This is a genomic window from Corynebacterium mastitidis DSM 44356 (genome assembly GCF_000375365.1).
Classification (GTDB): Bacteria; Actinomycetota; Actinomycetes; order Mycobacteriales; family Mycobacteriaceae; genus Corynebacterium; species Corynebacterium mastitidis.
In genome coordinates, this window is record NZ_AQXB01000001.1 from 61,727 (window position 1) to 82,861 (window position 21,135).

General features: G+C 70.7%; 18 protein-coding genes. 1 reads left to right on the plus strand and 17 read right to left on the minus strand.

What is annotated here, in order from left to right:
- Positions 1-6: 6 nt before the first annotated feature.
- From B140_RS0100320 to B140_RS0100375, 12 genes are all read right to left on the minus strand, one after another.
- The gene (locus B140_RS0100320; RefSeq protein WP_018117352.1) at positions 7-1,008 is read right to left on the minus strand and encodes a TerC/Alx family metal homeostasis membrane protein; all 1,002 of its coding nucleotides are present in this window, start codon (positions 1,006-1,008) and stop codon (positions 7-9) included.
- Between the two features lie 157 nt (positions 1,009-1,165).
- The gene (locus B140_RS0100325; RefSeq protein ID WP_083912176.1) at positions 1,166-4,180 is read right to left on the minus strand and encodes a DNA translocase FtsK; all 3,015 of its coding nucleotides are present in this window, start codon (positions 4,178-4,180) and stop codon (positions 1,166-1,168) included.
- Positions 4,181-4,266: 86 nt separating this feature from the next.
- Positions 4,267-4,893, minus strand: a complete 627-nt coding sequence (locus B140_RS0100330; RefSeq protein ID WP_244874361.1) for a TIGR03085 family metal-binding protein — start codon at positions 4,891-4,893, stop codon at positions 4,267-4,269.
- A gap of 61 nt (positions 4,894-4,954) precedes the next feature.
- Positions 4,955-6,955, minus strand: a complete 2,001-nt coding sequence (locus tag B140_RS0100335; RefSeq protein ID WP_026165808.1) for a ribonuclease J — start codon at positions 6,953-6,955, stop codon at positions 4,955-4,957.
- A 2-nt stretch (positions 6,956-6,957) separates the two neighbouring features.
- On the minus strand, positions 6,958-7,863 hold the full coding sequence (dapA, locus tag B140_RS0100340) for a 4-hydroxy-tetrahydrodipicolinate synthase (RefSeq protein WP_026165809.1): 906 nt from the start codon (positions 7,861-7,863) through the stop codon (positions 6,958-6,960).
- 49 nt (positions 7,864-7,912) lie between these two features.
- The gene (locus tag B140_RS11475; protein ID WP_018117357.1) at positions 7,913-8,674 is read right to left on the minus strand and encodes an FAD-dependent thymidylate synthase; all 762 of its coding nucleotides are present in this window, start codon (positions 8,672-8,674) and stop codon (positions 7,913-7,915) included.
- 1 nt (position 8,675) lies between these two features.
- Positions 8,676-9,422 carry a 4-hydroxy-tetrahydrodipicolinate reductase gene (gene dapB, locus B140_RS0100350; RefSeq protein ID WP_026165810.1) on the minus strand — a complete coding sequence of 249 codons (747 nt, stop codon included), beginning with the start codon at positions 9,420-9,422 and terminating at the stop codon, positions 8,676-8,678.
- A gap of 148 nt (positions 9,423-9,570) precedes the next feature.
- Positions 9,571-11,835 (minus strand): polyribonucleotide nucleotidyltransferase, encoded by a 2,265-nt coding sequence (locus B140_RS0100355; RefSeq protein WP_026165811.1) that lies wholly within the window; start codon positions 11,833-11,835, stop codon positions 9,571-9,573.
- A gap of 303 nt (positions 11,836-12,138) precedes the next feature.
- On the minus strand, positions 12,139-12,408 hold the full coding sequence (gene rpsO / locus B140_RS0100360) for a 30S ribosomal protein S15 (protein ID WP_018117360.1): 270 nt from the start codon (positions 12,406-12,408) through the stop codon (positions 12,139-12,141).
- A 103-nt stretch (positions 12,409-12,511) separates the two neighbouring features.
- Positions 12,512-13,933 (minus strand): MFS transporter, encoded by a 1,422-nt coding sequence (locus tag B140_RS0100365; protein WP_018117361.1) that lies wholly within the window; start codon positions 13,931-13,933, stop codon positions 12,512-12,514.
- Positions 13,930-14,877, minus strand: a complete 948-nt coding sequence (locus B140_RS0100370) for a nucleoside hydrolase (protein ID WP_018117362.1) — start codon at positions 14,875-14,877, stop codon at positions 13,930-13,932. The genes B140_RS0100365 and B140_RS0100370 overlap by 4 nt, the downstream gene beginning before the upstream one ends.
- 48 nt (positions 14,878-14,925) lie before the next feature.
- Positions 14,926-15,888, minus strand: coding sequence for a bifunctional riboflavin kinase/FAD synthetase (locus B140_RS0100375; RefSeq protein ID WP_026165812.1), 963 nt, complete (start codon positions 15,886-15,888; stop codon positions 14,926-14,928).
- Positions 15,889-15,919: 31 nt separating this feature from the next.
- Here B140_RS0100375 and truB point away from each other — a divergent pair, with 31 nt between their 5' ends.
- Complete coding sequence (gene truB, locus B140_RS0100380; protein ID WP_026165813.1) at positions 15,920-16,810, plus strand: tRNA pseudouridine(55) synthase TruB; 891 nt, start codon at positions 15,920-15,922, stop codon at positions 16,808-16,810.
- Here truB and B140_RS0100385 read toward each other — a convergent pair.
- Genes B140_RS0100385 through rbfA form a run of 5 tightly spaced genes read right to left on the minus strand, consistent with a single transcriptional unit; the run spans position 16,807 to position 21,008 of the window.
- Positions 16,807-17,463, minus strand: coding sequence for a 4'-phosphopantetheinyl transferase family protein (locus tag B140_RS0100385; protein WP_018117365.1), 657 nt, complete (start codon positions 17,461-17,463; stop codon positions 16,807-16,809). The two genes, truB and B140_RS0100385, sit on opposite strands and share 4 nt — an antisense overlap.
- On the minus strand, positions 17,460-18,266 hold the full coding sequence (locus B140_RS0100390; RefSeq protein WP_040425736.1) for a metallophosphoesterase family protein: 807 nt from the start codon (positions 18,264-18,266) through the stop codon (positions 17,460-17,462). The genes B140_RS0100385 and B140_RS0100390 overlap by 4 nt, the downstream gene beginning before the upstream one ends.
- Entirely contained in the window at positions 18,263-19,594 is a 1,332-nt protein-coding gene (locus B140_RS0100395) for an MATE family efflux transporter (RefSeq protein WP_018117367.1), read from the minus strand. Before B140_RS0100395 ends, B140_RS0100390 begins: the two co-directional genes overlap by 4 nt.
- Complete coding sequence (locus tag B140_RS0100400; RefSeq protein ID WP_018117368.1) at positions 19,591-20,556, minus strand: DHH family phosphoesterase; 966 nt, start codon at positions 20,554-20,556, stop codon at positions 19,591-19,593. Before B140_RS0100400 ends, B140_RS0100395 begins: the two co-directional genes overlap by 4 nt.
- Before the next feature lie 5 nt (positions 20,557-20,561).
- Positions 20,562-21,008: a 30S ribosome-binding factor RbfA gene (gene rbfA / locus B140_RS0100405; protein ID WP_026165814.1), complete on the minus strand. Its 447-nt coding sequence runs from the start codon at positions 21,006-21,008 to the stop codon at positions 20,562-20,564.
- Positions 21,009-21,135 lie beyond the last annotated feature (127 nt).

Below are 21,135 nucleotides of genomic sequence, written 5' to 3' on the forward strand. Positions count from 1 at the left end.
TACCCGCTACGGGCGCGCGGGTGTCCCCGAGGCCTGATCCTTTTTATTCTTCCACAGCGAGGCCACCACGGTGACCACCAGCACGCCCACGATGACGAGCAGGGAGGTCTCCGTCTGGATCTCCGGGACGCCGTGGACGGGCTGGCCGCCGTTGAGGAAGGGCAGCTTGTTCTCGTGCAGCGCGTGCAGGATGAGCTTGATGCCGATGAAGCCCAGGATCACCGACAGGCCGTAGGAGAGGTAGCCCAGGCGATCCAGCAGGCCGTCCAGGAGGAAGTAGAGCTGACGCAGACCCAGCAGGGAGAAGGCGTTCGTGGTAAACACCAGGTAGGCCTCCTGGGTGACTCCGTAGATGGCGGGGATGGAGTCCAGGGCAAACATCACGTCCACCATGCCGATGGCCACGAGCGCCACCATGAGCGGGGTGAAGTAGCGCTTGCCGTTCTTCTTCAGGGTCAGGTGATCGGACTCGTAGGTCTCCGTCACCGGCACCACCTTGCGCACCAGCTTAATCACCAGCATGTCCTGGGGGTCGGTGGGCGGGGCGTCGCGCACCTCGTCCGCGATCATCTTGGCGGCGGTAAACAGCAGGAACAGGCCGAAGAGGTAGAACACGTCCGACCAGGCGTTGATGATGGACGCGCCCAGGAGGATAAAGACCAGGCGGAACACCAGGGCCAGCGCGATGCCGATGAGCAGCACCTTCTGCTGGTACTTGCGGGGGATCTGGAAGGCTCCCATGATGAGCGCGAACACGAAGAGGTTGTCCACGGACAGGGCCTTCTCCGTGACGTAGCCGGTGAAGTACTCCATGCCGTGCTGGTGGTCCCACACGGCGTAGACGAAGCCGCCGAAGACCAGCGCCAGGAGCACGTAGATCACGGACCACCAGGCGGATTCCTTGATGGTGGGCTCGTGCGGCGTGCGCACGTGGGAATAGAAGTCAAAGATAAAGAGTCCGAGGATCACCGCGAAGGTGACCGCCCAGATCCAGAAGGGAACAGTCATGCCGCCTCAACCTCCGGTTCGATGGGAAAAATAACCGGAGGTCTCCCCCACTCGCTGATGGCCGAGCCGACATGACCGGGGGCACCTCGGTGCCAGCCGTGTTGACGATCGATGTCGTGGGCGGGGTACTCCCCTCCAATGCGTGATTACTCTAGCACTAGAAGGCCCCACCCGTGGGATTGTAGGCGGCCTCCACCGCGCGCGGCTCCTCCTCCGGCCCGGCGTCGCCTGGCTCCTCCTTGGGCGCCTCGGCGGGGTCGGCCCCCTTGATCATCCAGACGATCGTGTCCAGCTCCTCGGGCTTGACCAGCACCTCCCGGGCCTTGGACCCCTCGGAGGGGCCCACCACCCCGCGCGTCTCCATGAGGTCCATCAGGCGCCCCGCCTTGGCAAAGCCGATGCGCAGCTTGCGCTGCAGCATGGAGGTGGAGCCGAGCTGCGAGGTCACCACCAGCTCCACGGCCTCCAGCAGGTCGTCCATGTCCTTTCCGATGTCCTCGTCGATCTCCTTCTTCTCCGGGGCCTTCTCCTCGGTGACCCCCTCGGTGTAGTCCGGCTCCGCCTGCTCCTTGGCGGCCTCGACCACCCGCTGGATCTCCTCGTCGGTGACAAAGGACCCCTGGAGGCGCTGCGGCTTGCCCGCGCCCTGGGGGATAAAGAGGGCGTCGCCCATGCCGATGAGCTTCTCCGCGCCGCCCTGATCCAGGATCACGCGGGAGTCCGTGAGCGAGGAGGTGGCAAAGGCCAGGCGGGAGGGGACGTTCGTCTTAATCAGGCCGGTGACCACGTCCACCGAGGGGCGCTGGGTGGCCAGCACGAGGTGGATGCCCGCGGCGCGCGCCTTCTGGGTGATGCGCACGATGGACTCCTCGATCTCCTTCGGCGCGGTCATCATCAGGTCCGCCAGCTCGTCCACCACGCACACGATGAAGGGATAGGGGTGATACTCGCGCTGCGAGCCCGCCGGGGCCTGGATCTCCCCGGAGCGCACCTTGCGGTTGAAGTCCTTGATGTGGCGCACCCGGGCGGCCTTCATGTCCATGTAGCGCTGCTCCATCTCCTCCACGAGCCACTGCAGCGCGGCGGAGGCCTTCTTGGGCTGCGTGATGATGGGGGTAATCAGGTGCGGAATCCCCTCGTAGGGGGTCAGCTCCACCATCTTGGGGTCCACCAGGATCAGGCGCACCTCCTCCGGGGTGGCGCGGGTGAGCAGAGAGACGAGCATGGAGTTCACAAACGCGGACTTGCCCGAGCCGGTGGAGCCCGCCACCAGCAGGTGCGGCATCTTCTGCACGGAGGCGGAGATGAAGTCGCCCTCGATGTCCTTGCCCAGGCCGATGAGCATGGGGTCCTTGTTCTCCACGGTGGCGGGCGCGTTGAGCACGTCCGCCAGGCGCACCATCTCGCGGTCCGTGTTGGGCACCTCGATGCCCACGGCGGACTTGCCCGGGATGGGCGTGAGCAGGCGCACGTTATCGGTGGCCACCGCGTAGGCGAGGTTGGACTGCAGGTTGGTGATCTTGGAGACCTTCACGCCGGGGCCCAGCTCCACCTCGTAGCGGGTGACCGTGGGCCCCCGGGAAAACCCGGTGACCGCCGCGTTGACCTTGAACTCCTCGAACACCGCCGTGATCGCCTCGATCATGCGGTCGTTGGCCTCGGAGCGCTCACGCGGCGGGTCGCCCGCGATGAGCAGCCCGGTGGAGGGCACGCGGTAGTCGCCCCCGGGCTCCCCCATCGCCTCGGGCACGGAGAAGTCCTCGTCCATCCCCTCGTCCGTCCCCTCGTCCGCCGCGCTCGCACCGGCTGGGGCCGACGGCACGGACGACGCAGGCGGGCTGGACGGGGCGGGCGGGGTAGGCACGGCCTCCGGGGTCCGCCGGGAGGCATCCACCCCGGAGCGCGCGATGATCGCCTGGCGGATGGACTCGCGGCTGGTGCTCACGGCGTCGCGCGCGGGGGCCTCCTCGGGCTCCGGGTAGTCCGGCTCCTCGTCCACCACGGGGAACTCGTCCGTATCGTCCACGGCGGGTGCCACGGGCGCCTCCGGCTCGGGGCGCGCGGCCCGCTTCGGGCGCTTCGGCGCGGCGGGGCGGCGGGTCGGGGCGGCCGACGCCCCGGCAAAGAGGCCGTCGGGGGCGGGGCCCTCGTCCAGCTCCTCCCCCGGGGTCTCCTCGTCGTACCCGCGCGGGGCGGGGCGTCGGCGGCGCGGGGTAGTGCGGCGCGGCTCCTCCCCGCGCACGCGGTGCTCCAGCTCCTCGTCCACGTGGGCGTAGGCGTCCTCCGGGTCCTCGTCCTCCCGGTCCGCGTTGGCGGAGCTGCGGATCAGCTCCACCAGGTAGTCGTAGCCCTGGCGCACCGTGATCCCGGTGACCTTCAGCGCGCCGTAGAAGATCACGAGCGCCAGGATGGGGATGGCGAGGTAGCGGCTGAAGCCCATCGCCAGCACGCCCCCGGTGTAGGCCCCCACGATACCCCCGGCGGCGTCCCTGCCCGCCGCGTGGTGGGGCGCCCCGGCCAGCAGGTGAATGAGCCCGAGCATGGCCACCGCGATCAGGGCGGTCCCGCCCGAGACGCGCGCCACCGTCTCGCGGGGCTGGCTGGCCCCCATCATGAGCGCCACCGCCAGGGCCACCAGGGCCACGGGCAGCACGAAGGCCCCCGCGCCGATCACGGCGTGCACGCCCCGGGCGATGAACTCCCCGATGGGCCCCGCGATGTCGAACCACACCGAGGCCCCCAGCACCACGGCCACGCCGATCAGGCTCAGGCCGATGCCGTCGGAATGCTCGCGCACCCCTTCCATCAGGGAGGCGGACTCCTCCGGGGCCTCGTCCTCCTCGTAGCGTTCCCGCGCTGCCTTTTTCCTTGGCTTGCTGCTCATATCCTCCGTTTTCTCATCGTCGTCTCGCGCCCCACCCAGGCGTCGGGTCAGGCCCCCCACGCCCGCGGCGGCGGCGCCGAACAGGGACTTTATCCCCCCGCTCACGGCCCCCACGGCGCTGCCGGTGCGCTCCTGCGAGGTCTCCGCGGCCCGGAAGGCGGCCGTGGCGGGCACCGCGCCCCCCTCCCGGTGCAGCACGGTGGTGCGCTCCTCGGAGCGGCGTCGCGTCTCGCTGGGTCGGGTGCCGGAGCGGCGCGGCTTCCGGGGGGAGGAACTCGTGGCAGGCATGCGCACAAGAATACTTGTTCTAACCCCACGTTTCACATGCGCCACACCGGAACCCGGAAAAACGCACCGGGCCCCGCCAGTCAGCGCTACAGGCTTGACCGAACGACGCTGCCCTCCGGGCCCTCCACCTCGACCTCCACGGCGGTGCGCCCGCAGCACCACAGAAGGATCTCCCCCGGCTCCCCCTTGACCCGCACCACGTCGTCCCCGCGCTCGGCCACGCCCCGGCGATCCGCCGCCACCAGGGGGCGCATCCCGGCGCCCTCCAGCACCACGGGGCGCCCGCTGCGCCGCAGCAGCAGGGCCGACATCCGCCCGCACTGCCGCCACAGCGCCTCGTTGACCCGCCGGGAGAAGTCCCTCGGGGCCGCCTCCCCCGCCCCCCGACGCACGTCCTCGTGGTGGATGAAGTGCTCCGCCGTGTTCATCGCGGCGTCGAGGAAGCGCACCGGGGAGGCCTTGCCCGGGCCGGAGCCCCACTCCCGCACCACGGCCTCGTAGGGCCGGGCCTGCACCCGGCGGGTGAGGCTATTGAGGTGCCCCTCCAACGGGGAGACGAACATCCCCAGCGCCGCGTCCGGGCGGCGCTCCCGCAGCCAGAGGTGTGCCGCCATGTCCCGCGTGGCCCACCCCTCGCACAGCGTGGGGGCCTGCGGCCCCACCTCCAACAACAAATCGCGCAGCCTGGCCCGCTCGGTAGCAACAAAAGACATGCGCCCCAGCATAGCCGCCGGGGCGCATGGTCCTCGCCGCGCGGGCGCGGCGGGGGCGTATTTACAGGGACTCGCGCGCGGAGTCCACGTCCTCGTCGTCCGCCGGGCCATCCTGGTCCGAGGACATCGGGATGACCGTGGGCAGGATCATCGGCTCGCGGCGCCACTTCTGCTCCACAAAGCGCGAAACCTTGCGGCGCAGCTGCTGCACCATGCGGTAGGGATCGTTCTCGCCCTCGGCGGCCAGGTCGTCCATGGTCGTCTGGGCCAGCTCGCGCACCTGGGGCACCATGGAGCGGTCGTCCTCGGCAAAGCCCTTGGTCTGCACCGTGGGCGCCTCCAGCAGGCGGCCCGTGCGGTTGTCGATCACGGCGGTGATGCTCACGATGCCGCCCTCGCCCAGGGAGGTGCGGTCCGCCAGCACGTCCGAGTCCACCTCGCCCATGGTCACGCCATCGACGTAGAGGTGGCCCACCGGCACCTGGCCCACCACGCTGGCGCGGCCGTTGACCAGGTCCACCACCACGCCGTTTTGGGCCAGCACGGTGCGGTCCTCCGGCACGCCGGTGGCGATCGCCAGCTCCTTGTTGGCGCGCAGGTGGCGCCACTCGCCGTGCACCGGCATGGCGTTGCGGGGGCGCGCGGCGTTCCACAGGAACAGCAGCTCGCCCGCGTAGCCGTGGCCGGAGGTGTGCACCTTGGCGTCGCGGCCGGTGATCACCGTGGCGCCGATCTGAGAGAGCATGTTGATGACCCCGAACACCGCCTCCTCGTTGCCCGGCACCAGGGAGGAGGACAGGATGATGAGATCGCCGTCGCGCACCGTGATCTGGCGGTGCTCGCGGCGGGCCATGCGGGACAGGGCCGCCATCGGCTCGCCCTGGGTGCCCGTGGTAATCAGGAGCACCTTGTGCGGGGCCATCTTGGCGGCGTCGTCCATGGACACGATGGTCCCGCGCGGGGCCTTGAGGTAGCCGAGCTTCTCCGCGATTTCCATGTTGCGGATCATGGAGCGCCCGTTGAAGGCCACCTTGCGCCCCGCCGCCACGGCGGCGTCCACGGCGGCCTGCACCCGGTACACGTTGGAGGCAAAGGAGGCCAGGATCACGCGCTGCTTGGCCTCGCTGATCAAGCGGCGCAGCGTGGGGGCGATCTCCGCCTCCGAGCCGGAGACGCCGGGCGTGGTGGCGTTGGTGGAATCGCAGAGCATGAGGTCCACGCCCTCGTCGCCAAAGCGCGAGAGCGCAGGCAGGTCCGTGGGGCGGCCGTCCGTGGGGGTCTGGTCCACCTTGATGTCGCCGGTGTGGATCACCAGGCCCGCGCCCGTCTTGATGGCGATGCCCAGGCAGTCCGGCACCGAGTGGTTGACGTGCCAGAAGCGCAGGTTGAAGGGGCCGCGATTCTCGTTCGAGTCCTCGTTGACCTCGATGAGCTTGGGCCGCTGGCGGTGCTCCTTGCACTTGGCGGCGATGAGCGCCACCGTGAAGCGCGAGGCCAGGATCGGAATGTCCGGGCGCAGCTTGAGCAGCCACGGGATGGCACCGATGTGGTCCTCGTGTCCGTGGGTAATCACCAGGGCGTCCACGCGGTCCAGGTGCTTTTCGATGGGCCCGAAGTCCGGGAGGATCAGGTCCACGCCCGGCTCGCTCGACGTCGGGAACAGCACGCCACAGTCCACGATGAGGAGGCGGTTGTTGTACTCAAAGACGGTCATGTTGCGGCCGATCTCGGAGATGCCGCCGAGGGCGTAGATGCGCAGGCCGTTCTTGGGGGCCTTGGGCGGGGCGGGCAGGCGCTTGGTGAGGTCCGCGCCCTGCATGGACTTAACCACGTTGCGGCGGTTGCCGCCGCCCCCGTTCCCGGAGTTGTTGCGGCCGCCGCGGCGGCCCTTGCCGCCGCGCTTACCACCGTTGTTGCCGCCCTGGGCGCGGCCCTGGGGGGCGTCGTTCTTGGCGCCGTTGCCGTTTCCGTTGTTCTTCTCCGGGGCCTGAAACACCGGGGCTTCCTCCGGGGGCCCGGCCTTGCGGGTTACCTTGCGGGAACGGTTTCGGGTTTCGCTCATATTTATAGGACTCCAGCTTTCTGCATGTCACGGCGGAGCTCCTCCACCTGCTCCGGGGTCGGTGCGACCACGGGCAGGCGGGGATCCCCCACCTCGATGCCCTGCAGGCGCAGGGCTGCCTTTGCGAAGCTGACGCCGCCCAGGCGGGCGTGGGCGGCCATCAGCGGGTTCAGTGCGGCGTTGATTTCTCTGGCTCGAACGAGGTCGCCTTCCTCGAAACTGGTGTGCAGTAAGCGAAGCTGCGGCGCGGCCACGTGACCGATCACGGAGATGAACCCGCTGGCCCCCAGGGAGAGCCACGGGAGGTTCAGCGGGTCATCGCCCGAATACCAGGCCAGGCCCGTCTCCCGGATCAGGGGCGCGGCCGCGCCCAGGTCTCCCTTGGCATCCTTGACCGCCATCACGGTGGGAAGCTCCGCCAGCCTGCGGATGGTCTCCGGGGCGATCGGCGTGCCGGTGCGCCCCGGGATGTCGTACAGGCAGATCGGCAGGTCCGTCGCCTCAGCGACGGCCTCGAAGTGCCGGTACACGCCCTCCTGGCTGGGCTTGGAGTAGTAGGGAGTGACCACGAGCAGCGCGTCCGCGCCCGCCTCGGCCGAGGCCTGAGCGAGGCGGATGGACGCCCGGGTGTCGTAGGTCCCCGCGCCCGCGATCACGCGCGCCCGGGAACCCACCTCTTGCTTTACTGCCGTGAGCAGGCGCAGCTTTTCCGCCACGTCCACCGTGGGGGATTCCCCCGTGGTGCCGCCGAGAACGAGGGAGTCACATCCGCTGTCCACCAGGTGGGAGGCCAGCCGACGGCCGGCGTCAACGTCAAGGTTCCCCTCCCCGTCGAGGGGGGTCACCATCGCGACGCTGATCGCGCCGAAGTGCTCGACTCCCGCTTTCGCTGTCAAACCTGTGCTCATGCCCCTAAACACTACAGTCTCAGGGGCGCGAACGCGGCAACGCCCCGCCTTAGTCCAGGCCGTAGGCGCTTTCCACCCCGGCGGGCCCCTCCGCCGCCGGGACCTCCTCCAGGTCCACGAACAGCGCGGGCGCCACCGGGCGCAGGGCGCGCAGCAGGGCCACCGCCAGGGCCCGCCACTCCGAGTCCGCGTGCTCCGCCCCGCAGCCCAGGATCACCCCCCGCCACGCCTGGAGCGAGGCGGTGACCACCAGCGAGGTAGCCACCGCCGCCGGGGCCACCGCGCGCGCCGCCTGCCGGGCCTGGCGGGCGGCCCACACGGCGTCGCGGTCGCCGCCCCGGCCGTCCTCGTGCTCCCCCAGCGCCTGCACGAACTGCTCGTAGGCGAAGCGCGCCTCGCCCATCGCCCGCACGAACAGCCCGCGCAGCGCCTCGTCCCCCGCGATCTCCGGGGGGATGACCACCTCCAGCTCCTCCCCGTGCAGCGGTGCCGTGGCGCGGGTGATGGTGAGGTCGCCGCGCCCGGCCAGCGTCTCGGCGCAGCGGCGCGAGAGCCCCGTGATGTACACCGTGGCGGTGGCGTGCGCCGCGAGGTCCCACCGGGCCACCTCCTGGAGGTGCCGCAGGTAGGCCGCCGTTCCCCGGGTGCGGGGGCGGGGCCGCTCCAGGCTCTCCGATTCCAGACGGCCCGCGAACTCCACCACCGCCTCCGCCGCCGTGGCGCCCTCCCCAGGGGCCCAGGCGGTATCCCCCGGCGCCGCGAAGGCGGGCCGGGCGAGCACCTGCACCCGCAGCCGGGCCTGGCGTATCACGCTAGAGCCCCAGGTAGGAGTCGAGTCCCACCGTCAGCCCGGGGTGCTGGGCCACCTTGCGGACCCCCACCACCACGCCGGGGACAAAGGAGGTGCGGTCGTAGGAGTCCTGGCGGATCGTCAGCGTCTGCCCCTGGGTACCAAAGATAATCTCCTCGTGCGCGTTCATGCCCTGCATGCGCACCGCGTGCACCGGGATGCCCTCCACGCTGGCCCCGCGGGAGCCCTCGAGGGCCTTCTCCGTGGCGTCCGGGGCGGGCTCCATGCCCGCCTCTCGACGCGCCCGTGCGATCCCCTGCGCGGTGTGCACCGCCGTGCCCGAGGGGGCGTCCAGCTTATTCGGGTGGTGGTACTCCACCACCTCGGCGGACTCGAAGTAGGTGGCGGCCTGCCGGGCGAACGCCATGGCGAGCACCGCCGAGATGGCAAAGTTCGGGGCGATGAGCACGCCCACCCCCGGGTTCTCCTCGCACCAGGAGCGCACCTGGGCCAGGCGCTCCTCGTCGAAGCCGGTGGTGCCCACCACGCAGTGGATGCCGCGCTCGATGCAGAACTCCAAGTTGCCCATCACCTGATCGGGGACGGTGAAGTCCACGATCACCTCCGCGCCGGACTCCACCAGCCTGTTCTTATCGTCCCCGTGGTCCAGCGCGGCCACCAGCTCCACGCCCTCGACACCCTCTAGCCCCGCCACGATCGTGGAGCCCACGCGGCCCCGGGCACCCAGCACGCCTACCTTGATGCTCACCGTCATTCTCCTTCGCTCTAAGGGGTGCTAAAAATACGTGTTCCACGCTAGCGCAGCCGCGCTCGGGGCGCGTCTGCGGGGACGACGAAAACCCCGCCGCGCCCCGTACGGGGCGCGGCGGGGTGGTTGCGGGGTAGCTCCGGAGGGCCTACTCCTCCACGGGCACGAGGGAGAGCTTGCCGCGGTTGTCGATGTCCGCGATCTCCACCTCCACCTTGTCGCCCACGTTGATGACGTCCTCCACCTTGTCGATCCGCTTGTTGCCGCCCAGGTTGGAGATGTGGATCAGCCCGTCGCGGCCCGGGGCGATGGAGACGAAGGCTCCGAAGGCCACCGTCTTGACCACGGTGCCCAGGAAGCGCTCGCCCACCTTGGGCAGCTGCGGGTTGGCGATGCCGTTGATCTTCTCCACCGCGGCGTCGGCGGCGTCGCCGCTGGTGGCCGAGACGTACACGGTGCCGTCCTCCTCGATGGAGATCTCCGCGCCCGTCTCCTCCGTGATGGCGTTGATGGTCTTGCCCTTGGGGCCGATCAGCTCGCCGATCTTGCTCACCGGGACGGTCACGGTCACGATCTTGGGGGCCAGGCCGCTCATCTCGTCGGGGCCGTCGATGACCTCCATCATGGTGTCCAGGATGGTCAGGCGCGCCTCGCGGGCCTGGTCCAGCGCGGAGGCCAGCACCTTGGAGGGGATGCCGTCGAGCTTGGTGTCCAGTTGCAGGGCGGTGATGAACTCGCCGGTGCCCGCCACCTTGAAGTCCATGTCCCCGAACGCGTCCTCCGCGCCCAGGATGTCCGTGAGCGCCACGTACTGCGTCTTGCCCTCGACCTCGCCGGAAACCAGCCCCATCGCGATGCCCGCCACGGGGGCCTTCAGCGGCACGCCGGCGTTGTACAGGGACAGCACGGAGGCGCACACCGAGCCCATGGAGGTGGAACCGTTGGAGCCCAGGGCCTCGGAGACCTGGCGGATGGTGTAGGGGAACTCCTCGCGGGAGGGGATCACCGGGGACACCGCGCGCTCGGCCAGCGCACCGTGGCCGATCTCGCGGCGCTTGGGCGAGCCCACGCGGCCCGTCTCGCCCGTGGAATAGGGCGGGAAGTTGTAGTGGTGGATGTAGCGCTTGGACTTCACCGGGGTCAGCGAGTCGATCTGCTGCTCCATCTTGAGCATGTCCAGCGTGGTCACGCCCAGGATCTGCGTCTCGCCGCGCTCGAAGAGCGAGGAGCCGTGGGCGCGCGGCACCAGGTCCACCTCCACCCCGAGGTCGCGGATGTCCGTCAGGCCGCGGCCGTCGATGCGGAAGCCGTCGGTGAGGATCATCTCGCGCACGATGTCCTTCATCACCGCGCCGTAGGCCGCCTTGATCTGCTTGGCGGCGGCCTCCTCGTCCTCGTCCTGGGCGAGGCGATCCAGGAGCTGCTCCTCCACCTCGGCGTAGAAGGCATCCGTGGCCTCGTCGCGCTCCTGCTTGCCCGCGATGGTCAGCAGCTTGCGCAGCTTCTTGGCCGCCTTCTTCTCCACCGCCGAGCGAATCTCCTCGGTGTAGGAGGGGAACAGCGGGAACTCGCGCTCCTCCTTGGCGGCGCGCTCGGCCAGGCCCTCCTGGGCGCGGCAGAGGGTGGCCAGGAAGGGCTTGGCGGCCTCGATACCCTCGGCCACCACGGACTCCGTGGGGGCGGGCGCACCCTGGGCAATGCGGTCCACCACCGTCTCGCCCGCGCCGGCCTCCACCATCATGATCGCCACGTCCTCGACCGTGCGGCGGCCCTGGCGACGCTTGACGATGCGCCCGGCCACCACCAGCTCGAACAGGGCCTCCTCGTGCTGCTGCGCCGTGGGGAAGGCCACCCACTGCCCCTTGGGGTGGTCCTCGTCCGCGATGAGCGCCATGCGCACGCCCGCGACCGCGCCGGAGACCGGCAGGCCGGAGAGCTGGGTGGCGGCGGAGGCGCCGTTGATGGCCACCACGTCGTAAAAGTCCTCGGGGTCCTGGGACATCACGGTGATGACGATCTGCACCTCGTTGCGCAGGCCCTTGGTGAAGGTGGGGCGCAGCGGGCGGTCGATCAGGCGACAGGCCAGGATCGCGTCGGTGCTGGGGCGGCCCTCGCGGCGGAAGAAGGAGCCGGGGATGCGCCCGGCGGCGTACATCCGCTCCTCCACGTCCACGGTGAGCGGGAAGAAGTCCAGGCCCTCGCGGGGCTTGCTGGAGGCCGTGGTGGTGGCCAGCAGCATCGTGTCCTCGTCGAGGTACGTGGTCACCGCGCCGTCGGCCTGGCGGGCGAGCTGGCCCGTCTCGAACCGCACCTCGCGGGTGCCAAAGTCGCCGTTGTCGATGGTGGCGATGGCCTCGGTGATGCCGTACTCCTCGTCGAAGTTAAACTCGAGGTTCTTCTCGACGTTCTTCAGGGGGTTGGCGTCGTTCTTCCGGCCAGAATTGCTCTTCCCGGACTGAGATTTTCTAGGCAAAGGGGTGCCCTCCTATAGGCGCGTAGCAGCCTGGCGATCGTCGGTGCCGCCTTCTTCTTCATTTCTGCTACGAACAGCCCCAACCCTAACACGCCCGGGCGGCGCGGGCGCGGCGCCACCCCAGCCCCGCCCCTGCAACACCCCGACGGCACCGCCCCCACACCCCCACCTACGCCAACGGCCCCGCCTCGCCCCTGTGAGAGGGGAAGGCGGGGCCGGGAAACGCCCTGTGGGCCCTGCGGCCTAGCGGCGCAGGCCCAGGCGGGAGATCAGGTCGCGGTAGCGATCGATGTTCGTCTCCGAGAGGTAGTTGAGCAGGCCACGGCGACGACCGACCATCAGCAGCAGGCCGCGGCGGGAGTGGTGATCGTGCTTGTGGGTCTTCAGGTGCTCGGTCAGGTTAGAGATGCGCTCCGTGAGCAGCGCCACCTGCGCCTCGGGGGAGCCCGTATCGGTCTCGTGGAGGCCGTACTGGGACAGGATTTCCTTCTTCTTCTCAGCGCCCAGGGACATTGAGATCATCACCTCTTGGTTATTTCAGTCCACACGAAAAAGAACATACGGAGGCAACTACTGTGGACCGCAGTTGCCAGGCCGACGTACAGGATAACAGGAACTAGGCCTCCTGGGAAACCCTGCCCCAGGCATCCGGGTACAGGCGCGACTTCACCGCGAAGAACCACGCCAGGCCCGCCAGGAACACCCCGCCGAGCAGCAGGAAGATCGCGGAGTAGGTGGCCGCGGGGCCCTGGGTGGCCCCGGCGACGGTCACCGAGCTCAGCGCCGTGCCGTTCATCAGGCTGCCCACGATGGCCACGCCGATGGAGGGCGAGACGTTCATGGCGAGGTCGTTGAGCCCCACCACGCGCCCGGACTCCGAGACGTCCACCGTGCCCACCACGGTGTCCACCACCGGGGAGTACAGCATGGCCAGCCCGGCGAAGAACACCACCGCGCACAGCCCCACAGCCCAGATCCCCGCCTCGAGGGCAAAGGCCGCCGCGAAGCAACTAAGCGCCATGAGGCCTGCGGCCACCACGATGCCCAGCCCGCGCCCGATCCAGCCCACGATCCGCCCGGAGAGCATGCCCATCACCCCGCCCACCAGGTTGGCCCAGATGAGCACGAAGGACATGGCGGTCAGGCCGTAGCCGTAGAGCTGGGCGCCCACCGCGTTAAACAGCGGGGTCATGGCGTACTGGCCCAGGTAGAACACCAGGATCAGGGAGACGGCCATAAGGTAGGAGCGGTTGGCAAAGAAGGCGGGGGTGACAAAGGCGTGCGGCACCCGGGAGATGTACGCCCAGAAGGCCACCGCGAGCACCCCGCAGCCCAGCAGCCACCACCAGGACTGGGTGGTAAAGAACATCACCAGGCTGCCCACCGTCACCCCGGCCAGGAGGAAGCCCGGGATGTCCACCCTCCTGCCCCGCCCGCGCGCGTCCGGCAGGTTCCGGTACAGGGAGGGGGCGAACAGGACCGAGAGCAGCGGGATGGCAAAGAACCACAGCCAGTGCACCTGCCCGGCCACCACCACGCCGATGGCGGTGGAGAACTGGTAGGCCGCGGTGAACACGCCAAAGTACACCACCTTCTTGGGCCCCGGGACGTACTTGGTGGCCACCACCAGGTACACCGAGGCCGCCACCTGGCAGCCCCCGGTCTGAATCGCGCGGGCCGCGATCACCAGCCAGATCGACGCCCCGGAGGCAAAGCCCAGCACCGAGCCCACCAGGATCAGCCCCAGGCCCACCATCATCATGCGGCGCAGGGAGACGAAGTCCCCCAGCGAGCCGTAGATCACGCTCACCACGCCCAGCACCACGCCGGGAATCGCGGTGATCAGCGCGGCCTGCGCGGGGGCGCCCAGCTCCCGGCCGATGTCGTTGAACACAAAGTTAAAGGCGTGCAGGCACACGATGCCGAGCATGAAGATGAACACCAGGCCCGGCAGCGCCCGCACCGCGTTGCGGCGCGCCCGCTCCTCCTCGCTCGGCCCCGCGCCGAGCCCCACGGCTCCCACCGTCCCCGCGCTCACCGGAGCACCGACCCGATGCGCTCCATCAGCTCGCGCACGAAGCGCGGCGCGTCCACGGCCACCGCCGCGCGCGAGGTGCGCTCCGCGTCGTTGAGGCGCCGCTCGTCACCGATGGTGCGCCCCCGCGTGGGCCCCTCGAGGTCCACCTTGAGGTTGATGGGCAGCAGCGTGACCAGGCTCGGGTCCACCGCCACGGCCACCGCCAGGGGGTCGTGCAGCCCGCAGCCGCCCAGGTAGGGGGCGGTGGTCTCGTAGGCCTTGATGTAGTAGTCCGTGATGTCCGCCAGCGCCGCGCCCGCCTCGGTGCCCAGCGCGCGCCACCGCGCGGTCTCCTCGTAGGTGAGCAGCGTCTGCAGGGTCACGTCCAGCCCAATCATGGTGACGTCCGCCCCGGAGCGCAGCAGCACGTCCGCCGCCTCCGGGTCCTGGCTGATGTTCGCCTCCGTCCAGGCGTTGACGTTGCCGGGTACGGTCAGCGCGCCGCCCATGATGACGATGTGTGCGTTCCGGGCAAACTCCGGGTCGCGGTCGATGGCGACGGCCAGGTTGGTCATGGGGCCGGTGGCCACGATTACCAGGTCCTCCCCGTGCTCGCGCACGGACTCCACCAGGAAGTCCACCGCGCCGCGCTCCGAGACCGCTCGCTGCGAGGCCGGGATCTCCACCTCCCCGATGCCGTTCTTGCCGTGGATGAAGGCGGAGATGTCCAGCACCTCGAAGCCCTCCTTGGCCCGGGCGTGCGGCTCGCCCAGGAACACGGGCACCTCCCCGTGGCCGAGCAGGTCCAGCAGCGCGAGGTCGTTGGCCGCCCCCTGCTCCACGAGCACGTTGCCGTAGGTACAGGTCACGCCGATGAGTTCCAGCTCCGGGGAGCCCAGCGCGTAGGCAAGGGCAAGGGCGTCGTCCACGCCGGTGTCCAGGTCGAGGATGATTTTGCGGGTCACGGGTGATTCTCCTTATCGCCGGTTATGAGGCCGCGTCACCCCCACACTTTATCTCCCCAGGATCTCCCGGGCGCGCTGTACGTCGTCCCCCATCGCGTCGAGAAGCTCCTGCACCCCGTGGAACTTCACCATCGGGCGCAGGCGCTCCACGAACTCCACGGTGGCGGTGTGCCCGTACAGGTTGGCCTCCCGGTCGATCACGAAGGACTCCACGCTGCGCGGCTCGTCCCCAAAGGTCGGGTTGGTGCCCACGGAGATGGCCGCCGGGTAGCGCCGCTCCGCCACCATGTCCCCCGCGATGGGCCCGGAGTCCACCACCGTGAGCCACCCCGCGTACACGCCGTCCGCGGGCAGCGCCATGGACTCGGGAAAGTACTGGTTTGCGGTGGGATAGCCCAGCTCCTTGCCGCCGCGCCCGGCGCCGTGCACCACCTTGCCGGTGACCCTAAACGGGCGGCCCAGGACCCAGTTGGCCCCCTCGATGTCCCCCTCCGCCAGGTAGCGGCGCACCAGGGAGGAACACAGGCGCTGCCCTCGGTCGTGGTACAGCCCCACCACGATGTCCTCCACGCCGTACTCATCGCACAGACGGTGCAGCGTCTCCACGGTGCCCTCGGCGTCCCGGCCAAAGGTGAAGTTCTCCCCCACCAGCACCGCAACGGCCTTGAGCGTGTCCACCAGCAGGGAGGAGAAGTAGTGCCGGGGGCTCAGCCCCGCCAGCTCGCAGGTGAAGTTCACCACGAGCACCGCGTCCACCCCCTGCTCCCCGGCCAGCCGCAGGCGCTCCTCCAGGGAGGTCAGGCGCGCCGGGGCGCGCTCCGGGAGGAACACGGAGACGGGGTGGGGGTCAAAGGTCACCATCACGCACGGCACCCCGCGCCGGGTGGCCTCCGCCACCGCGCGGCGAAGCAGGTGCTGATGCCCCCGGTGTACCCCGTCGAACACTCCGATGGTCACCACCGATTCCGCGAGGTCGGAGGGGACCGCTGCAAGCCCGTGCCAAATATCCACGCACCTAAGACTACGACATAGACTACTGGGCATGACTGATCCCCTCGCGCGCTCCGGAATAGTAGTGGTGGACAAGCCCCGGGGGCTGACCTCGCACGACGTGGTCTCCCGGCTCCGCAGGGCCCTGGGCACCAGGAAGGTGGGGCACGCCGGCACCCTCGACCCGATGGCCACCGGGGTGCTGGTGGCAGGGATCGAGCGGGGAACCAAGTTCCTCGCCCACATGACCGCCGCCACCAAGGCCTACCGCGCCACCATCCGCCTCGGCCAGTCCACCGCCACGGACGACGCCGAGGGCGAGGTCACCGCCACCGCTCCCCCCGCCCGGGTGGAGGCGCTCGATAGCGCCGCGATCGAGGCCGGGCTGGACGCCCTGCGCGGGGACATCATGCAGCGCCCCTCCAGCTTCTCCGCGATCAAGGTGGACGGCCAGCGCGCCTACGCCCGCGCGCGTGCCGGGGAGGAGGTGGAGCTTCCCGCCCGCCCGGTGACGGTCTCCCGCCTCGCCGTGCTCGACCGCCGGGGCGCCGACCTCGACGTGGAGGTGTGCTGCTCGTCCGGCACCTACGTGCGCGCCCTGGCCCGCGACCTCGGGGCCGCCCTGGGGGTGGGCGGGCACCTGACCGCCCTGCGCCGCACCGAGGTGGGCCCCTTTGGCCTTAACGACGCCCTCGACCTAGAGGATCTGGCCGAGAACCCGCGCCTGAGCCTGAGCCTGGACGAGGCCCTGCGGCGATGCTATCCCCGCCTGGACGTCACCGAGGCCGAGGCCGCCGCCCTGGCCAAGGGGCAGTGGCTGGAGCCGCGTGGCCTGCGCGGCACCCACGCCGCCGTGGACCCCGCCGGGCGCAGCATCGCCCTCGTCCGGGAAAAGGGCGCGCGCCTGGCCACCGTGTTCGTGGCCCGGCCCTCCACGCTCTAGACCCCGCCCGGCACGGCGATGGCCGCGTAGCAGTGCCCCTCCCGGCACAGCCACCGCCCCTGGAACAGGGGCACCGGCGCGGGGCGGGCCAGGAGGCACGAGGTGAAGGTGCCGTCGCGGCGCAGCCGGATCTCCGCCTGGTCAAAGTCCAGCCAGCGCCCGGTGAGCGGGAACCACGCCTTGTATGTGGCCTCCTTGGCGCAAAACAGCAGGCGGTCGGCCCACTCCACGCCGTCGGCGCGCCACTCATCCACCGCGTCCACCTCCCGGGACAGGGCGATGCTGCCGAGCACCCCGGCGGGCAGCGGCTGGGCGGGCTCCACGTCCAAGCCCAGCGCCCTGACCGGGCCCAGCGGGGCCACAACGGCGGCCCGTAGCCCCTCGGTGTGGCTCAGCGACCCGGTGAAGCCCTCCGGCCACAGCGGCATGCCCTTCGGGCCGCGCAGGATGGGCGTGCTGGCCGCAACCCCGAACCCCTCCAGGGCGCGGTGCGCGCACCAGCGGGCGTCGCCAAACTCCGCCTTGCGCTTGTCCACCGCCCGGGCCACGATCTCCCGTTCCTCGGCGGGAAGCCGCAGGTAGCGCTCCAGGGAGGCGCCCTCGGCGCGGAGGACCTGGCACCGGACCGAGGGGGGAAACAGCTCGGAGATCACGCGGCCTCGCCCCCCAGCACCGGGTAGGGCCACGGCTGCGCGGCGGGACCACCCGGGCGCGCCCGCCACTCCCTGGGGTAGCCCAGGGAGGCCTCGATGTGCCGCACCCCGTCCACCTCGTAGGTGCCCGGGAGGTGCAGGTGCCCGTGGACCACCGCGCGCGCCCGGTAGCGACGCGCCCACTGGCGGGTGTGCGCGGTGCCGCACCACAGGGCCAGCTCCGGCAGGCCAAGGCGGTCCACCGGCTCGCGCACCAGGGGCCAGTGGTTGACCAGCACGGTGGGGGCGCCGCCCAGCTCCGCCAGGCGCCGCGCGCCGTAGAACAGGCACTCGCGGCACCACGCGGGGACGTCCGCGAAGGGGGCGAGGGCGAGGTCGTCGATCAGCGTGCGCCCCGCGCGCCGCGCCCGGGCCAGCGTCACCCCCGGCGGGGCGAGGGTGTGGTCGTAAAGCGTCAGCAAGGGGGCCACCACCGTGCCGAAGAAGGAGGGGTAGGCGTCCTCCGGGGTGTCCACGCCCACCTCGCGGCAGCGCCGAATCAGCTCCGCGTAGCGCTCCCGCCCCCGGTAGCGCTCCGTGGCTCGGCTGAGCAGCTCGTGGTTCCCCGGCGCCCACACCACGCGGGCAAAGCGGCCGCGCAGCCGCTCCAGGGTGGACACCACGACCTCCATGTTTTCCGCCACGTCCCCGGCCACGATCAGCCAATCCCCGGGATGGCGCGGGCGCAACCCCTCCACCCACCGGCGGTTGGCAGGCACCGCCGCGTGCAGGTCGGACACCGCCCACAGCGTGGGGGCGCTCACGTGCGCGCCCACCTCATCGAGCGGAACCGCCACACCACCGCCGCAAGGCGCAGGCCGATGAAGGCCACCAGCCCGCACCACACGCCCACCAGGCCGCCGCCGAGCGCGTAGGACAGCCACACCCCAGGCAGGAAGCCGCACAACACCGAGGCCACCGTGGCGTTGCGCAGGAAGGCGGCGTCCGAGGCCCCCAGCAGCACGCCGTCGAGGGCAAAGAGCACCCCGCCCATGAGCACCATGCCCACCATGAGCCACCAGGGGCCGCGCACCTGCGCCAGGACCTCCGGGTCCGAGCTAAACAGGCGCGGGATGAGGCCCGCGCCCAGGGCAAACACCGCCGCGAGGGCGCAGGCGAAGAGCGCGGAATACCGGGTGATCGCCCGCCCCACCGCGCGCGCCTGCGCGGCGGTGCCCCGGCCCAGGGCCGCCCCGGTGAGGCTCTGCGCCGCGATCGCCAGGGAGTCGAGCACCAGGGCGAGGAAGTTCCAGAGCTGCAGCATGATCTGGTGGGCCGCCAAGGCCGCCACGCCGAAGCGCCCCGCCACCCCCGCGGCGGAAAGAAACGCCACCTGGAAGGCCGCCGAGCGCACGATGAGGTCGCGCCCCAGCACCAACTGCTCGCGGATGATCCGCCACTGCGGGCGCCACGGGCCGCGATGCTCCCGGATAAGCGCCCAGGCAAAGAGCGAGGCCGCGATGCTCACCCCCACGAGGTTGGCCACGGCGGAGCCCACCAGGCCCATCCGCGCCACCAGGACGGGCACCAGGATCGCCCCCGGTATCACCCCGGCCAGGGTGAAGTAGAAGGGGCGGCGGGTATCCTGCACCCCGCGCAGCCAGCCGTTTCCGGCCATGATGACCAGCGTGAGCGGTATGCTCACTGCCGCCACGCGCATCCACCCGGCGGCCTCCCGCGCCACCGCCGCGTCCCCGGCAAGCCACCCCGCCAGGGTGGGCGCACACCCGGCCACGGCGAGCGCCAGGGCCACGCCCACCGCCAGGGCCACCCAGGTGGCCTGCACCCCCTCGGCCACGGCCAGGGGGCGCCTGCCCTGCCCGTAGAGCCGGGAGGCCCGCGCGGTGGTGCCGTAGGAGAGGAAGGTGAGCTGGGTGGTCACCTGGGACTGGATGGCCGCGCCCACGGCCAGGGCCGCCTGGGCCCCACCGCCCAGCCGCCCCACCACGGCGGTATCCAGCAGCAGGTACAGCGGGGTGGCCGCCAGCACGCCGAGGGCGGGCAGCGCCAGGGCGAAGATCTCGCGCGCGCTGACCGACTCCGCCGAACCGACCGCACCGGCCCGCGCTCTGCCGCTCCCCCGGGCGGTCACGGGGCCTCGCCGTGCTCGCGCAGCACCGCGATGAGGGAGTCGATGACCTCCTGGCGCGGCCCCTCGGTCGTGTACCCTGCGGCCGGGCGATGCCCGCCGCCGCCCAGCGCCACGGCGATGCGGGAGACGTCCAGGCTCTCGCTGCGCAGCGAGACCGCCCAGGTCCGCGCGGAGGTGGCCTTGAATACCACCCCGAGCTGGCACCCCTGCACCGAATGAACGAAGTCCACCAGGGACTCCACCGCGGAGGCCGAGTGGCCCACCACGGCCTCGTGCTCCGCCACGAGCAGCGCCAGGCTCAGCCCGTCGATGTGTAGCACCTCGATGCCCGCCAGCACCCCGCCGACCATCTTGAGGTCGTGCGCCGAGGCCCGGTCGATGAGGTCCAGGGCAATCTGCCTGCCGTCCACCCCCCTGCTCAGCAGCTCGGCGGCGATGGTGTGCATGCGGGTGCTGCCCCAGCGGAAGCTGCCGGTGTCCGTGACCAGCCCCGCGTACAGGCAGTGCGCGATCTGGGGATCAAGCTCCACGCCCATGAGGTGAAAGAGGTCGTAGAGGATCACCGTGGTGGACTCCGCCCGCACCGCCACGTGGTTCAGCGCCCCGAAGCCCGGGTTGGAGGCGTGGTGATCCAGCACGATGAGCCGGTCCGCCGCCTTTTCCACCTGCCCGCTGAGCAGGCCGGTGCGGTCGATCGAGCCGCAGTCCACCGCCACGTACACGTCCGCCTCGGGCAGGCTATCGCCCCGGCCGATCTCCTCCGCCCCGGGAATGGTATAGAGGTTTTCCGCGAAGCGCTGCTCCTGCCCGATCATGCCCCGGGCGGAGATCCCCCGCTGCCGCAGCGCCGCCACCAGGGCCGTGACCGACCCGATGGCGTCCGCGTCCGGCCTGAGATGCCCGAGCACCACCACGCTGCGCGCGGTTTTCAGCCACGCGGCTACCTGCTCTAGCTCCGCCACCGGCCCTAGCGCTCCTCTTCGGTATCGCTGTTCTTGTAGGGGTTGGCCTCCCCCGCCGGGGTCGCGGTGGCCTTGAGCCGGGCCAGCTCCGCGTCGCGGGCCCGGGCACGCGCCAGCACCTCCTCCATGTGCGCGGAGGTCTCCGGCACCGTGTCCAGGGAAAAGCTCAGCGTGGGGGTAAAGCGCACGCCCAGCTCCTCGCCCACGATCTTGCGGAGCTGCCCCTTGATCCGCTCCAGGGTCTGCGCCGCGGCCTCCTCGTCCGGCTGCGCGCCGATCTCCTCGCCACGCACGGTGTAGTACACGGTGGCGTCGTGCAGGTCCCCGGTGAGGCGGGCGTCGGTGATCGTAATGAGCTCCACGCGAGGGGCCTTAATCTGCCGTTCCAGCGCGGTGGCCACGATGGTCTGGATGCGCTTAGCCATCCGTCCGGCGCGTGCCTGATCGGCCATGACCATTCCCCTTTCTCTACGTATCCGTACGTATCTATGCGTACTTTCAGTAATTCCACGGAATTGTACCCCGGTGCCACCACGGGAAAAAGAGCGGGCCCGCCGTGGCACAAAGCTCACGGCGGGC